Here is a 14985-nt window from a genome sequence, read left to right as displayed (position 1 = left end):
CGGTTGGTTCCACGTGAAACATCGCGGGATGTCACCGGACGGCATCTCCCCGTGACCACTGGAAAAGCCCTGGTCAGCGCCACTCGGCTGCCGCTAGCAGCAGCCATTCGTGAGCCCGTGCGATGTGCGGCATCGCAAGCGTGCCGGTGCGCACCACGAGGAAGTACGTCCGCAGAGGAGGCACCGCGGGATCGTGCAGGGCGACGACGTCTCCGCGTTCCAGGGCTGCCCCGCACAGATAGCGGGGCAGCACCGCGAGCCCCGCGCCCGCGACGGCACAGGCAAGGACCGCACGCAGGTCGGGAACGATGACCGTGCCGGGGGCGGCTGGGCGGGAGTCGAAGACCGAGGCCCAGTAGCGGGAGACGAAGGGCAGAGACTCGTGCACCTCGATCACGGGCACGTCCTCCAGGGCGGGCGCTCCCTTGCGGTGCGGCTTCCCATGGCCGATCTGCTCGGCCCGGTGAGGGGCGGCCACGAGGACGTGCTCTTCGTCGCACAGCGGAGTCGCCGTCAGCAGAGCGCCGCGCGGACGGGCCGTACTGATGGCCAGATCGTGATGCCCGGCGGACAGCCCCTCCAGAGCTTCCTCGGCATTTCCGAACGAGACGCGCAGCGCGAAGCCCTGGCCGTCCTCGCCGGTCAGCTCGGTGAGGGCCGGCAGTGCCCGTTCGGCGGTGAACTCGGGGGGACCGGCGAGATGCAGCGTGCGTAAGGAGGACTCGTCGTCCAGGCCGGTCTCGGCGATCTCCACGAGGGCGTCGAGATGTGGAGCGGCCTTGTGTGCGAGTTCGTCCCCGGTGGTCGTCGGGGTCACGCCGCGGGCCTGTCGCAGAAACAGGGGGCGGCCCAGCTGTCGCTCCAGCGTGCGGATCTGCGAGGTCACGGCCGGCTGCGACAGACCGAGCAGCGCGGCGGCGCGGGTGAAGGAGCCGGCCCGGTGCACCGTCACAAAAGTGCGCAGCAAGGCCAGATCCATGGCTAGCCCGCCCCTTCCCTGCCCTTCTTCCGGTCCCCGGGCAGGGTCCAACTATAAATAAGTCGATAGGTCGCTGTCGCTACTGTGATTGGACACTGACACAGAGTCAATTAGCCTTGTTCGCGCGGTTCTTCGCGCGGTTCTTCGCGCGGTTCTTCGCGCGGGGAACCGAGGACGGTCCGAGCCACGAGGGGGGAGGCTCGGACCGTCCGTTGGGCGTACCCGGTCACCGGTCGAGCGGCCGTGAAGCAGTCCCCGCGACGGTCATTCCGCCGATTCGTCCAGCGCACGGAGCACATCCGCCACCAGGTCCTCGGGGTCCTCGGCGCCGACCGAGAAGCGAATGAAGCCCTCCGGCACGGCGTCCCCGCCCCAGCGCCCGCGCCGCTCGGCCGTGGACCGCACACCGCCGAAGCTCGTCGCGTCGTCCACGAGCCGCAGGGCACCGAGGAAACGGTCGGCACGCGTGCGCGTGGGCAGCGTGAAGGAGACCACGCACCCGTAGCGACGCATCTGCTGCGAGGCGATCTTGTGCGAGGGGTCGTCGGGCAGCCCCGGGTAGCGCAGTCCGGTCACCTCGGGCCGCTCCCGTAGCGCCTCGGCGACGGTGAGAGCCGTCGCGCACTGCCGGTCGACGCGCAGCTGGAGCGTGGCGATCGAACGGTGCGCGAGCCAAGCCTCCATGGGCCCGGGGATCGCACCCACGATCTTGCGCCAGCGGCGTACGGCGGCCATGGCCTCGGCGTTGCGGCCGACCACGTAGCCGAGCAGCACGTCGCCGTGCCCGGTGAGCTGCTTGGTGCCGCTGGCCACGGAGAAGTCTGCGCCGAGCTCCAGCGGGCGCTGCCCGAGGGGCGTCGCAAGGGTGTTGTCGACGGCGACGAGCGCGCCACGCGCGTGTGCCGCCTCGGCGAGGCGGCGGACGTCGCACACGTCGAGACCGGGGTTCGAGGGCGTCTCCAGCCACAGCAGCCGCGCGCCGTCGAGGACTTCGAGCTGGGCGTCCCCGCCGGTCGGCGCCGTACGCACCTCGATGCCGTACGCCTCCAGCTGCGCACGCACCAGGGGCAGCGCCTGGTAGCCGTCGCCAGGCAGCACGACCGTGTCGCCGGCGCGCAGCTGGGAGAACAGCACGGACGAGACGGCGGCCATGCCGGAGGCGAACGTGAGGGTCTCCACGTCGCCCCGCCCCGGCGCCTCCAGCTCGCCGACGGCGCGCTCCAGCAGCGTCCAGGTGGGGTTCTCGTCGCGGCCGTAGGTGTACGGGCCGCCGACCTCGCCCGGCAGGTGGAAGTGGGCGGCGAAAACCGGTCCGGGCAGGGTCGGTTCGTTCTTGACCGCCTCGGGCAGACCTGCCCGTACCGTGCGCGTGCCGTCCCCGTCGCCCGACGGCCCGGCCGTAGCGGAATCACTCATGCCGCCCGTCCCTCCACTTGCTCGCGTACCGCGGCGAGGAGGCCCTCGCTCGCCGTCTCCACCATCTCAAGGCACTCCTCGAAGCCGTCCAGGCCCCCGTAGTACGGGTCCGGTACATCGAGGTCGTCGCCCACCGCGGGGTCGTAGGAGCGAAGCAACCGCACCTTGGCCGCGTCCTCCTGGGTGGGTGCGAGATGGCGCAGGGCCCTGAGGTGGCCGGTGTCGAGGGCGATGACGAGGTTGAGGCGGGAGAACCAGGACGGCTTGAACTGACGCGCCGAGTGACTGCTGTCGTAGCCGCTCTCCTCCAGGACGGAGACGGTGCGCGGGTCGGCGCTGTCGCCCCCGTGCCAGCCGTCCGTGCCGGCGCTGTCGACCTCGACAAGGCCGCCGAGCCCGGCGTCCGCGATGCGGGCGCGGAAGACGGACTCGGCCATCGGGGAGCGGCAGATGTTGCCGGTGCAGACGAAGCAGACGCGGTAACTCATCGCGTGCTCAGTCCTCGTCGGGCAGAACGACGTGCAGCGCCCAGGACACGATGGAGATGATCAGGCCGCCCAGTACCGCGGTCCAGAAGCCCTCGACGTGGAAGCTCAGGTCGAACTTGTCGGCCAGCCACGAGGTGAGCAGCAGCATCAACGCGTTGACGACCAGGGTGAACAATCCCAGGGTCAGGATGAGCAGCGGAAGGCTCAGGAGCTTCACGAGCGGCTTGACCAGGAAGTTCACCAGGCCGAAGATCAGCGCTACCACGATCAGGGTGCCGGCCTTCTTGCCCGTGCTGTCACCGGTCAGGGTGATCTTGTCGAGCAGCCATACGGCGACCGCCAGGGCACCCGCGTTGGCGATCGTCTTGACTACGAAATTCTTCATGTGTCTGATCGTGGCAGACGAGATCGGTCACGAGCAGTGGGACGAGGACGGCAACAGCGATGAAGGCATTCCGGCTGGACGAACTGGAGGCGGAACGGGCCGCCAACGAGGGCGCCTACCTGCAGTTTCTGCGAGAGCGGCACATGTCTGTCGGTCTCTATGCGCTCAATGCCGGAGAACATGATCCACAGAAGCCACACAACCAGGACGAGGTCTACTTCGTTGTGAGCGGCCGTGCCTCGATCACCGTCGGCCTGGAGACCACCGAGGTCGCGCGCGGCAGTGTGGTGTACGTGCCCGCCGGAGTCGCCCACAAGTTCCACCACATCAGCGAGGACCTGCGGGTGCTCGTGGTGTTCTCTCCGCCGGAAAGCTGACCCGCCCTCTCGGGGTTCCCTAGGGGAACAGTCAGGGGAGGACAAGGGGTGCGGGGCGCCCGCTGAGGCCCCCGCCGGCCCTAGCATCGGGTGCAGGACATCAAAGGGCCCCTGCACAGCAGCCGGGCGGAGAGTTAAGGACGATGCAATGGGTGAGATCTTCGGCGGACTGCCGTGGTGGGTGAAGTGGATCGCGGTGCCGGTCATCGCACTGGTCGTCTTCGGCGGGCTGATAGCCAGCGTCGTCGGCTTCTTCATCGGGCTGTTGTTCAAGCTTCTGGTCTTCGTCGCTGTGGTCGGCGGGCTGATTTACGTCGTACGGAAGTTCACGTCGAGCTCGTCCTCGCGAAGCGACTGGTGAGGGCCCTGGGACACCGGTGATCGGGTAACAGGAAACACCGGTTCCCTCGCGCGAGGGAAGTTTTCCGGACCGGCCGCCTCAAGGCGGCAGCGGGCGAATAGAGTCCGGAATTCGACGCGGGGACGACCCCGCGAGCGGCGTACACCCCCACCCGTGTTCCCCAGCACGGGCTGCCCCCTCGCGCTTCGGGAGTGACCCTTGGCCACGGTAGACACCGCACTCACTGACCCCCACGCAGCGCCCGCTCCGCCCCCGGGACGCCGCATCAGGCCTCCCGAACAGCCGGGGCCCTCGACGCAGGAGCGCGCGACGGCACCACCCGCACCGTCGCGCCTGACGGCACCAACCGCACCGTCGCGCCTGACCGCACCCCCGGCGAACCGTCCAGCCCCGTCGCAGTCCGCGACACTCATCGGATCCGTCCAGCGCGCGATGCGTCTGCTGGAATGCGTCGCGGAGCACGCGCACGGAGCCCCCGCCAAACAGCTGGCCCGCGAGACGGGCCTGGCGCTTCCGACGGCGTATCACCTGCTGCGCACCCTGGTCCACGAGGGCTATCTCTGCCGGGACAAGGGCCTGTTCTTTCTCGGCGAGGCGGCTGTGCGACTGAGCGGCAGTGGAGCCCAGCAGAAACGTCGCAGCACGATCGTCGACGCACTGGCCGGCTGGCGGGACGCGATCGGTGTGCCCGTGTACTACGCCGTGTACCGGGACGGCGAGATCGAGGTCAGGTGCGTCTCCCACACCCCGGCCAATCCGGCGGTCGAGGAGTGGGCCGACTTCCGCGAGACGGCGCACGCGCACGCGATCGGTCAATGCCTGCTCTCCCAGCTGGACGAAGACGCCCGCCGTGACCACCTCGACCGCTACCCCGTGCAGTCCCTCACCCCGTACACCGTGCGGGACAGCCACACCCTGCTCCGGCGGCTGGAGCGAACGCGGCGGATGGGACCGGTGACGGAGCGGCAGGAATACGCGCTGGGGACGGTCTGCGCGGCGATTCCGATCACTGTGGGTACGACAGCGGCGACGCTGGCCATCTCCCTGCCTTCTCATCAGGCCGACCGGTTGGTGTCCGCGGCCCAGCAACTTCAGTGCGAAATCGGGCGACTGCTGGGGTCACTCGCGCTCTCTATCAGTATCTGAAAACTCACTCCTTGTGATCTGCCGTGTACGTTCAGCAAGATGCCACCAATGTCAGGGGATCATTTCCCAGCCGGGTCGGCTTCACACGACGGGGTAGGCGATGCGCGAGTCCGTACAGGCAGAGGTCATGATGAGCTTTCTCGTGTCCGAGGAGCTCTCCTTCCGTATCCCGGTGGAGCTGCGCTACGAGACAAGTGATCCCTATGCCGTGCGGCTGACCTTCCATCTGCCCGGGGACGCGCCGGTGACCTGGGCGTTCGGACGGGAGCTGCTCATCGACGGGGTGAACCGCCCGAGCGGGGACGGGGACGTGCGCGTCTCACCCGTCGAACCTGACTCGTTGACAGAGGTCCTGATCCGCCTTCAGGTCGGCCGCGACCAAGCGCTGTTCCGCTCGTCCACGGCGCCGCTCATCGCCTTCCTCGACCGCACCGACAAGCTGGTGCCCCTCGGCCAGGAGGGTTCCCTCAAGGACTTCGACGCCCACCTCGACGAGGCGCTGGACCGCATCCTGGCGGAAGAGCAGAGCGCGGGCTGAAGCGGAGACGGGGGGACGCGGCCGGAACTGGCCGGAGCGCGTCTGCATTGGACGTGGAGGGCGTAGCAACGCCCCCCTTCGGGAAGGGCCGGCCCAACAGTCCGGGACCTCCCGACGGTCGCACGCACGCGCGCCGGTCCTCCGCCCGCCTCAGTGCTTGCGGCGCCGGCCCCGTCCCGTGCGTGCCAGGGCCGGTGCTGCTGCGCCGGCCGTCGCAGTCGCCGACTCCGGACCCGGGCGGTCGGCAGCGACCACCAGAGCCGCGAGCAGTGTCGTGACCGGCACCGAGGCGACCAGGCCGATCGAGCCCACCAGCGTGCGCACGATCTCCTCCGCCACCAACTCGCTGTTGGCGACCGCCCCCACACTGCTCTGCGCGATGGAGAAAAGCAGCAGCAACGGCAGCGCGGCGCCCGCGTAGGCAAGGACGAGAGTGTTGACGACGGACGCGATGTGGTCTCGCCCGATGCGGATGCCCGCCCGGTACAGCCCCCGCCAGCCCATCGACGGATTCGCCTCGTGCAGCTCCCAGACCGCCGACGTCTGAGTGACCGTCACGTCGTCGAGAACGCCGAGCGAGCCGATGATGACGCCCGCGAGCAGCAGACCGCTCATGTCGATCGACGGGTACAGGCCGTGGATCAGACCGGTGTTGTCGTCCGTGTTGCCGGTCAGCGCGGCCCAGCCGATGAACCCGGAGCCGAGCAGGCCGATCAGTACGAGCGACAGCAGGGTCCCCAGCACCGCCACGGATGTACGGGCCGACAGACCGTGGCACATGTACAGAGCGATCAGCATGATGGCGCTCGACCCGATCACCGCCACGAGCAGCGGGTTCGAGCCCTGCAGAACCGCGGGCAGGATGAAGAACGTCAGCACCATGAAGCTGACGGCCAGCGCGACCAGCGCCATGAGGCCGCGCATCCGGCCCACCACCACGACGGCGAGCGCGAAAATGCCGGCGAGCAACGCCATGGGGAACCTGCGGTTGACGTCAGCGACCGAGTACTGCAGGTCCTTGGGCGCCGAGGGCTCGTAGGCGGCCACCACCTTCTCGCCCTCGTGCAGCTGCCGCGACTGGTCCGGCTGCACGATCTCGGTGAACGTACGGCCCTTGTCGCTGCCGGAGTCGACGCGGATCGTCGCCTTCTTGCAGGTGCCGTTCGCCTCCCGCTGGGCGGAGGAGCCCTCGGCGGTGGAGGTGTCGCCGGTCGGGGTCTCGCCCGAGGCGTTCACCGACTTGCAGCTCACGCTCACGACCTTGGTGACCGTCGCCTGCTGCGTCTGTCGGTCGAATCCCACGCCGGTGCGCGCATGCGGCGGGGCTCCGCCAGGCCACAGCACCACCAGACCGACCACCACGGCCGCGCTGAACGGGATGAGGATCGCCGCGATCACCTTGCGCAGGTGCTTGGAGACGGGAGCCGCAGGACCGTGGCTGTGCGAGTGACCGTGCCCGCCACCGGGACCAGGAGCGTGCCCGTGCCCGGCACCGGTTCCGGACCCGTGCTCCTCGTCGGATCGAGGCGCGTGGTGGTGCCCGGCGCCCGAGCCATGGCCGTTGCCGGAGCCGGGCCCATGGGGCGGCTCCGGAGGCGGGTGCGGGGGCCGATGCGTCGTGGTCACCGCCAGATCATCGCAAGAACGACAGGGGCCCTCTGTTCAGCGCGCCTGAATTGACGCTAGCGTGGAGGCACCTTTGCACACGCGGGAGCTCGGAGCACCGGGCTGAGAGGGCGCTGACCTCCGTCCCAGCGATGTTTCACGTGGAACGTCACCGAAGTCGAGTGACGTTCCCCACGAAACGTCGACAGACGGAAGCCGCTGCGTCGACCGCCGAACCTGTTACCGGGTAATGCCGGCGTAGGGAGTAGGTCTCATGACCAACAAGGACGCACGCACGCCTGCCTCCAGCCAGGACGAACAGCCCATTCAGGGCGAACAGTCTCCGGAGGCCGGGAAGTCCATCGGCTGGCACAAGGCGTACATCGAGGGTTCCCGCCCCGATCTGCGGGTGCCGGTCCGTCAGGTGCACCTCACCAACGGGCAGTCGGTCACGCTGTACGACACCTCGGGCCCGTACACCGATCCGCTCACCGACACCGATGTCCGCAGGGGGCTCGCCCCGCTGCGCGAGAACTGGATCATCGCCCGCGGCGACACCGAGGAGTACACCGGCCGTCCCACCCGACCCGAGGACGACGGGATCAAGCACACCTCTCCCCGAGGCGGTCTGCGCAACCTCGACGCGGTCTTCCCCGGGCGGCCGCGTCAGCCGCGCCGCAGCCGCGACGGCAAGGCGGTCACACAGCTCGCGTACGCGCGACGAGGTGAGATCACGCCCGAGATGGAATTCGTGGCCGTCCGGGAGAACGTCGCCCCCGAGATGGTCCGCGAAGAGATCGCGGCAGGCCGCGCCGTACTGCCGGCCAACATCAACCACCCCGAGATCGAGCCGATGATCATCGGCAAGCGGTTCCTGGTGAAGGTCAACGCCAACATCGGCAACTCCGCCGTGACCTCCTCCATCGAGGAGGAGGTCGAGAAGATGACCTGGGCGACCCGTTGGGGCGCCGACACGGTCATGGACCTGTCCACCGGACGCAACATCCACACCACGCGTGAATGGGTACTGCGCAACTCCCCCGTGCCCATCGGCACGGTGCCGCTCTATCAGGCCCTGGAGAAGGTGGACGGCCGGGCCGAGGAGCTCACCTGGGAGATCTACAAGGACACCGTCGTCGAGCAGGCCGAGCAGGGCGTGGACTACATGACGGTCCACGCGGGCGTCCGCCTGCCGTTCGTCCCACTCACCGCGAACCGCAAGACCGGCATCGTCTCGCGCGGCGGCTCCATCATGGCCGCGTGGTGCCTCGCGCACCACAAGGAGTCGTTCCTGTACGAGAACTTCGAGGAACTCTGCGAGATCCTCGCGGCCTACGACATCACGTACTCGCTGGGTGATGGCCTGCGGCCGGGTTCGATCGCGGACGCCAACGACGAGGCCCAGTTCGCCGAGTTGCGCACGCTCGGGGAACTCAACACGATCGCCAAGCGTTTCAACGTACAGACCATGATCGAGGGCCCGGGCCACGTCCCGATGCACAAGATCAAGGAGAACATCGACCTTCAACAGGAGATCTGCGATGAAGCTCCGTTCTATACGCTCGGCCCGCTGACAACGGACGTCGCGCCTGCGTACGACCACATCACCTCCGGCATCGGTGCCGCAATGATCGCCTGGTGGGGCACGGCCATGCTCTGCTACGTCACGCCCAAGGAACACCTGGGACTGCCCAACCGTGACGACGTCAAGACCGGCGTCATCACCTACAAGATCGCCGCCCACGCAGCCGACCTCGCCAAGGGGCACCCCGGTGCGCAGGACTGGGACGACGCACTGTCCGACGCCCGCTTCGAGTTCCGGTGGGAGGACCAGTTCAACCTCGCCCTGGACCCGGACACGGCACGGGAGTTCCACGACGAGACCCTCCCGGCGGAGCCGGCCAAGACGGCCCACTTCTGCTCGATGTGCGGGCCGAAGTTCTGCTCGATGAAGATCTCCCAAGACATCCGCCGTGAGCATGGCGGAAGTCGGTCGGAGATCGAGGAAGGCATGGCCGAGAAGTCGAAGGAGTTCGCGGCCGCGGGCAACAGGGTGTATCTGCCGATCGCGGACTGACGCGCGCCGGAGCGAGTCGCGCCGCCGACGTGGAAGACGGTCCCGCTCTGCGGTGTGAGCTGCCGTAGTGCGGAGCCGTCGAGGCGCATCAACGTTCGGCTTGCGCTCCCCCGGCGGATCCTGACAGGTCCCTTTGGTGCGGAGGGCGCAAGCCGACGGTTACTCCGGCTGGTGTTCCGGGCCTCCGAAGTCCGGGCTGGAGTAGTCCGGACTGCTGAAGCTCGGGCGTGAGCCGGGGTCCGCGCCGTCGTCCGGGCTGCTGAAGCCCGGGCGGCCGTAGCCGAGATGCGGCATACGGCTGGTCGGCGTCGACGGTGTCGTGGTGTGCAGTGCCGTGGGGGTGCCGGGGTCGGCCAGTGCTTCCCGGAGGAACGGCATGATGCCGCGCTCCAGGAGTGCCGTGTGCCAGGCTTCCCTGGCCCTGGCCACTTCCTCGCTGACTTCGCCGTACAGGCCGGTCTCGAGCGAGGGCCGGTTGCGCAGCGCGGTGAGCAGCAGCCCGACGGCGGCGACCAGGATCGCGGCCGCGGTCATGGCGCCGAACACCCAACCCGCGGTGATCATGGTTTTGCCGAACACCTGTTTGGAGTCGAGTGACTTGATGATGTAGCCGACGAGCAGGAAGATCACCGCGGCTGTTCCGGCGAGGACGGGGGCTAGGACAGCGGCGACGGCGACGGCGCCCGCGCCGGCCGGCTCGGCGGCCTCGCCGAGGGTGGTGGCGAGCCCCATCGCGCCTCCCACGCCCGGCTCTCCTGCGGAGCCGGACTCGCGGGTGGGCGAAGGGGTGGACGGCGCCGGCCGGCGCAGTTCCTCGCGAACCTTCACGTAGTGCTGGTACTCGGTCGCCGCTGCCACGGTGATGATCGCGGTGGCGTTGAGCGCCATGGTGCGCAGCTGTTCGGGGTTGAGCCGCTGTCCGACAGCGGCCAGTTCCGGGCGGTTTGGGGCGGAGCGCAGCGCCTCATCGAGGACCCGTTCGTACTCCTGGCGGTCCTCGCTCAGCAGGTGCTGCGGAACGCTGTTCATGTGCATCCCCCGATGCTCCGTAGGGCTTGGGGCTCGCATGACAACGAGCCGTCGGGCAGAAACGGAGGGGAGCCTGCTACGGATAAGCCGATGGTAGAGCGACGACGGCACGCGGTGACAGGGGCTTTCCAGAAATTGGGCCCTGGCCTGCGTTGTTTATCGCGATTCCTCCATCCACCGGCGCCTGCCCTGTGAACGTTCAGATATCCAGGGGAAGTTGCTGGACCAGCAGCTTTCCGGCCATGGTCACTCCGCCGTCCATGGCGATGGCCAGGCCCTCGGCGTAGACATGCGGCCCTTCGACCACGGGCCCCGCGCTGTCCTCGCCGTCCTCGGAGCCGACCTCGCCCAGCAGGTAGGGAATGGGGCTGTGACCGTGGACAATCCGCGTGCCGCCGTACGTATGCAGCAGGGAGCGTACGGCTTCTGCACCGCCCTCGTCGCGGAAGGAGAACCGCTTGGTGAACTTGCGGAACAGATCCCAGCACTCGTCGGCGTCGTTGCGCGTGAGCGTTTCGCGGACGGTGTCGTTGACCGCCTCGATCGAGTCGCCGTAGTCGAGATAGGCGGTGGTGTCGGAGTGGACGAGCAGATAGCCGTCGACCTCCTCGATGGCGTCGAGGCGGGCCATCCACTGCAGGTGGTGGTCCTGGAGGCGGTCCATGTCGGTCTTCTGGCCGCCGTTGAGCAGCCAGGCCGCCTGGAAGGTGGCGGTGCCCGCTCCTGAGTTGACGGGGGTGTCGCCGAACCGCTTGGCGCCCAGCAGCAGCAGCTCGTGGTTGCCCATGAGCGCCTTGCAGTAGCCGCCGGCCGCGGCTGCCTCCGCGGACAGGCGCATCACGAGGTCGATGACGCCGATGCCGTCCGGGCCGCGGTCGGTGAAGTCGCCGAGGAACCACAGCCGGGAGGTGCCCGCGCACCAGTTGGCCGCCGCGTCGACGAGGCCCTGCTCCTGGAGGGCGGCCAGCAACTCGTCGAGATAGCCGTGCACGTCACCGACGACGTACAGCGGACCCGCGCCGTCCGTCTGCTCCGGGTCCGCGAGGGAGGCGGGGTCGACGCTCACCTGAAGCGTGTCACCGCGGTTGATGACCGGCAGGTCGCGCTCGGTCGGCGTGTACCCCTCCGAGTAGGGCTCCTCGTGGGGCGCGGCGACATCACCGGGGTGAGTGCTGTGGCCGTACGGACCGGTCTCGTGGACATACGCCGGTACCCGGAAGTCGCGCAACGTCGCCGTTCGCTCCACTTCGGGTCCCTGACCGGCCCCCTGAGTCATCAGACCCCTCCACCATCGCGCCGCATCTGCACCGCATCGGACTGCCTGGTCGCAGCGGCCCGCGGTGTCGTGGGCCCATCATAGGAATGCCGATCGCGCCATGTGATGACCCAGGGGTGGTGAATCGGAGTAAGAGTCCAGTTCACCGCGGCTTTCGCCCCGATTGGGCAGGGCTTCGACCGCATGCTGACGGCCGCCGTTCTACTCTTCCTCGGGCGACCGTGGCGCGCTGACCGTCGTGCGTGGCGGACGTCGCTGGGACGAGGTACGCACGATCAGCTCCGTCGGTATCACCTGCTCGACCGGTTGGTCCGATTCGACCCCCTCGATCGCGTCGATGAGGAGTTGCACCACAGCCGTGCCGATGCGGCGCGGCTTCAGCGAGAGCGTGGTGACCGGCGGCTCGGTGTTGGCGTACACGGTGGATTCGCTGCAGCAGACCAGAAGCAGGTCGTCCGGTACGCGCAAGCCGTAGCGGCGGGCGGCGGCGAGCAGGTCTGTGCCGTTCGGGTCGAACAGGCCGTAGACGGCGTCGGGCCGGTCGGGGCGGGCGAGCAGCCGGTCGGCGGCCACGGCGCCCGCACACGGGTCGTGCGCCGGGTAGGCCTCGTACACCGGGTCCTGGCCGACGCGTTCGCACCAGCGCAGGTACGCCGTGGTCGACAGATGGGTGTACGTGTCGGTCGTCGTGCCCGTCAGCAGGCCGATGCGGCGGGCGCCGGCGTCGGCCAGGTGGTCGAGGATGCCGAGCACGGCGGCTTCGTGGTCGTTGTCGACCCACGCGGTGACCGGCAGCGCGCCGGCCGGGCGGCCGTCGGAGACGACCGGCAGACCCTGCCGGACCAGTTCGCTGACGACCGGGTCCTGGTCGGAGGGGTCGATGACGACCGTTCCGTCGAGCGCCACGTTCGACCACACGTCGTGGCGCGAGGTCGCGGGCAGGATGACCAGGGCGTAGCCGCGGGCGAGAGCGGCCGAGGTGGCGGCGCGCGCCATCTCGGCGAAGTACGCGAATTCGGTGAAGGTGAAAGGTTCATCCCCGTACGTCGTCACGGTCAGGCCGATGAGGCCGGACTTGCCGGTACGGAGGGTTCGGGCCGCTGCGGACGGGCGATAGCCCAGTCGGTCGGCGACTTCGCGGACATGGCGTCGGGTGGCGTCCGGGAGCCGGCCCTTCCCGTTGAGAGCGTCGGAGACGGTCGTGATGGAGACTCCGGCGGCGGCGGCCACGTCTCTGATGCCCGCCCGGCCCGGCCGACTGCCTCGGCGTGAGGTTTCCGCGCGGCTCACCTGGTGCTTCCCTGCTGCTGTCATGGCGAGCCGATAGTAGGGCTCATACGGTGGGGTAGGGCGGACGCATATGCACGCGTTGACAGGCACGTTTCTGCAAGGTCATATACGGTCAACTACCTTTGAAACAAAGACAGTTGGGCGATCCAATGGACCTAGGTGACTTGTCGACGCGCATGGGCCTGCCAACTCTCCGATGTTTCGAAGAGGTCTCAACTCACCTTCACGGGTGATGCGCGCTACCGCGCGAGCCACCGGCGCATAGATATATGTGATCACGCCCCCCGATTCGTCTGGCTACGGGCGCTGATGCCCCTGATGCGCGTGTGACGGATGGGGTCTGTCCTCAGCTGTACGCAGCGGCGCCGAATCCTCATAAGGTGAGCAGTATTGAAGCCGGTGGTGGTCATGAGGAGGACTGCGGTGAGCGAGACGAGCCCCAAGCTGCGCGCCGAGCTGGAGGGTATCCCCACCTATAAGCCGGGCAAGCCCGCCGCGGCGGGCGGGCCGGTGGCCTACAAGCTGTCCTCCAACGAGAACCCCTATCCGCCGCTGCCTGGCGTGATGGAGACCGTGACGGCCGCGGCCTCGTCCTTCAACCGCTACCCGGACATGGCCTGCACGGGGCTGATGAACGAGCTGTCCGACCGCTTCGGCGTGCCGCTCACTCACCTGGCCACCGGCACCGGTTCGGTCGGCGTCGCCCAGCAGTTGGTCCAGGCGACCAGCGGCCCCGGTGACGAGGTCATCTATGCCTGGCGGTCCTTCGAGGCGTACCCGATCATCACGCAGGTCAGCGGCGCGACCTCGGTGCAGGTGCCGCTGACGCCGGGCGATGTGCACGACCTGGACGCGATGGCGGACGCGATCACTGACCGGACCCGTCTCGTCTTCGTCTGCAACCCCAACAACCCGACCGGCACGGTCGTACGGCGGGCGGAGCTGGAGCGGTTCCTCGACCGGGTGCCGAGCGATGTGCTCGTGGTGCTGGACGAGGCGTACCGCGAGTTCATCCGCGACAGGGAAGTGCCGGACGGTGTGGAGCTGTACCGCGAGCGGCCGAACGTGTGCGTGCTGCGCACGTTCTCCAAGGCGTACGGTCTCGCGGGTCTGCGGGTCGGTTTCGCGATCGCCCATGAGCCGGTGGCGGCGGCCCTGCGCAAGACGGCGGTGCCGTTCGGTGTGAGCCAGCTCGCGCAGGAGGCGGCCGTCGCCTCGCTCCGGGCCGAGGACGAACTGCTCGGCCGGGTCGGCTCGCTGGTCTGCGAGCGCAACCGCGTGGTCGACGCGCTGCGCGGGCAGGGCTGGACGGTGCCCGAGACCCAGGCCAACTTCGTGTGGCTGCGGCTGGGGGAGAGCACGGTCGCGTTCGCGGCGGCGTGCGAGCAGCACGGCGTGGTGGTCCGGCCGTTCCAGGGCGAGGGTGTACGGGTGACGGTCGGGGAGACCGAGGCGAACGACATCTTCCTGAAGGTGGCGGAAGGGTTCCGCAAGGAGCTCTGAACCAGAGCTATTCGGCTACGAGTTCCACACGTACCGGGTCGCCGTCCCGGACCGTGGCGAGGAGCCGGAGGTCGCCGTCGATGCGGCCCAGGACGTTGCACGGGCTCGCGAGGCGACACTCGGCGTCTCGCGAGACTGGTGTCGGGCCGTAGGGGAGTGCGAGGGCGTTCCCGTCGGTCCAGAAGGCCACCGTGCCCGGGTCCACGACCTGCCGGGCGCCTGTTTCACGTGGAACAGAGACGCCCGTGTCGAAGTAGACCTCCTCGCCCCAGGTGCGGGCGGTGGAGGCGAGGGGCAGTGCCGTGGTCAGGGCCTGAGTGGTCGGGGTGTCGTCGAGTGTCGCTGTGAGGTGGCCGGCGGGCCACGAGATCCGTATCTGCACGACAGGTAATTCAACAAGATGTTGAAGTCGCTGCCAAGGGGTTGGCGTGACGGAGCAGACACGACCCCCGTGCTCAGGCCGGAAAGCGGTGCGTCATAATTGCTTGTGAATGTGAACGCGTTCACAAGCTGGT

15 protein-coding genes are annotated in these 14985 nt (G+C 68.6%); 6 read left to right on the top strand and 9 right to left on the bottom strand.

Features of this window, described 5'->3' with window-relative positions; translation table 11 throughout:
• Positions 1 to 73: 73 nt before the first annotated feature.
• From OOK07_RS21280 to OOK07_RS21265, 4 genes are all read right to left on the bottom strand, one after another.
• Complete coding sequence (locus OOK07_RS21280; protein ID WP_266682392.1) at positions 74 to 979, bottom strand: LysR family transcriptional regulator; 906 nt, start codon at positions 977 to 979, stop codon at positions 74 to 76.
• A 264-nt stretch (positions 980 to 1243) separates the two neighbouring features.
• Entirely contained in the window at positions 1244 to 2395 is a 1152-nt protein-coding gene (locus OOK07_RS21275) for a cystathionine gamma-lyase (RefSeq protein WP_266682391.1), read from the bottom strand.
• Complete coding sequence (locus tag OOK07_RS21270; protein ID WP_266797975.1) at positions 2392 to 2883, bottom strand: low molecular weight protein-tyrosine-phosphatase; 492 nt, start codon at positions 2881 to 2883, stop codon at positions 2392 to 2394. The genes OOK07_RS21275 and OOK07_RS21270 overlap by 4 nt, the downstream gene beginning before the upstream one ends.
• Before the next feature lie 7 nt (positions 2884 to 2890).
• Positions 2891 to 3268 (bottom strand): phage holin family protein, encoded by a 378-nt coding sequence (locus tag OOK07_RS21265; RefSeq protein ID WP_266682389.1) that lies wholly within the window; start codon positions 3266 to 3268, stop codon positions 2891 to 2893.
• Between the two features lie 59 nt (positions 3269 to 3327).
• Between OOK07_RS21265 and OOK07_RS21260 the strand changes: the two genes are divergently transcribed.
• The 4 genes from OOK07_RS21260 (at position 3328) to OOK07_RS21245 (ending at position 5690) form a co-directional block, all read left to right on the top strand.
• Positions 3328 to 3645, top strand: a complete 318-nt coding sequence (locus tag OOK07_RS21260) for a cupin domain-containing protein (protein WP_099930040.1) — start codon at positions 3328 to 3330, stop codon at positions 3643 to 3645.
• Positions 3646 to 3793: 148 nt separating this feature from the next.
• A complete protein-coding gene (locus OOK07_RS21255; protein ID WP_266682388.1) occupies positions 3794 to 4006 on the top strand; it encodes a DUF5326 family protein in 213 nt (70 codons plus the stop codon).
• Between the two features lie 360 nt (positions 4007 to 4366).
• Entirely contained in the window at positions 4367 to 5152 is a 786-nt protein-coding gene (locus OOK07_RS21250) for an IclR family transcriptional regulator (RefSeq protein ID WP_266801995.1), read from the top strand.
• Between the two features lie 100 nt (positions 5153 to 5252).
• Entirely contained in the window at positions 5253 to 5690 is a 438-nt protein-coding gene (locus OOK07_RS21245; RefSeq protein WP_266682387.1) for an SsgA family sporulation/cell division regulator, read from the top strand.
• Positions 5691 to 5840: 150 nt separating this feature from the next.
• On the opposite strand, the gene OOK07_RS21240 is transcribed toward OOK07_RS21245, so the two are convergent.
• Positions 5841 to 7316 carry a YibE/F family protein gene (locus tag OOK07_RS21240; RefSeq protein WP_266797972.1) on the bottom strand — a complete coding sequence of 492 codons (1476 nt, stop codon included), beginning with the start codon at positions 7314 to 7316 and terminating at the stop codon, positions 5841 to 5843.
• A 253-nt stretch (positions 7317 to 7569) separates the two neighbouring features.
• On the opposite strand from OOK07_RS21240, the gene thiC reads away from it, so the two are divergent.
• The gene (gene thiC, locus OOK07_RS21235) at positions 7570 to 9372 is read left to right on the top strand and encodes a phosphomethylpyrimidine synthase ThiC (protein ID WP_266797970.1); all 1803 of its coding nucleotides are present in this window, start codon (positions 7570 to 7572) and stop codon (positions 9370 to 9372) included.
• 159 nt (positions 9373 to 9531) lie between these two features.
• On the opposite strand, the gene OOK07_RS21230 is transcribed toward thiC, so the two are convergent.
• The 3 genes from OOK07_RS21230 to OOK07_RS21220 form a co-directional block, all read right to left on the bottom strand.
• Positions 9532 to 10407 (bottom strand): hypothetical protein, encoded by an 876-nt coding sequence (locus tag OOK07_RS21230; RefSeq protein WP_266797969.1) that lies wholly within the window; start codon positions 10405 to 10407, stop codon positions 9532 to 9534.
• 193 nt (positions 10408 to 10600) lie between these two features.
• On the bottom strand, positions 10601 to 11677 hold the full coding sequence (locus OOK07_RS21225; protein WP_266682383.1) for a metallophosphoesterase: 1077 nt from the start codon (positions 11675 to 11677) through the stop codon (positions 10601 to 10603).
• Positions 11678 to 11878: 201 nt separating this feature from the next.
• Complete coding sequence (locus tag OOK07_RS21220) at positions 11879 to 12991, bottom strand: LacI family DNA-binding transcriptional regulator (protein ID WP_266682382.1); 1113 nt, start codon at positions 12989 to 12991, stop codon at positions 11879 to 11881.
• A gap of 399 nt (positions 12992 to 13390) precedes the next feature.
• Here OOK07_RS21220 and hisC point away from each other — a divergent pair, with 399 nt between their 5' ends.
• On the top strand, positions 13391 to 14470 hold the full coding sequence (gene hisC / locus OOK07_RS21215) for a histidinol-phosphate transaminase (protein ID WP_266797967.1): 1080 nt from the start codon (positions 13391 to 13393) through the stop codon (positions 14468 to 14470).
• Between the two features lie 7 nt (positions 14471 to 14477).
• Here hisC and OOK07_RS21210 read toward each other — a convergent pair whose 3' ends face one another.
• The gene (locus OOK07_RS21210; protein WP_266682380.1) at positions 14478 to 14852 is read right to left on the bottom strand and encodes a cyclophilin-like fold protein; all 375 of its coding nucleotides are present in this window, start codon (positions 14850 to 14852) and stop codon (positions 14478 to 14480) included.
• Positions 14853 to 14985 lie beyond the last annotated feature (133 nt).

The sequence above is a fragment of the Streptomyces sp. NBC_00078 genome (genome assembly GCF_026343335.1).
Classification (GTDB): domain Bacteria; phylum Actinomycetota; class Actinomycetes; order Streptomycetales; family Streptomycetaceae; genus Streptomyces.
The sequence above is the reverse complement of the archived record's forward strand: the minus strand, read 5'-3'. Positions and strand labels throughout refer to the sequence as shown.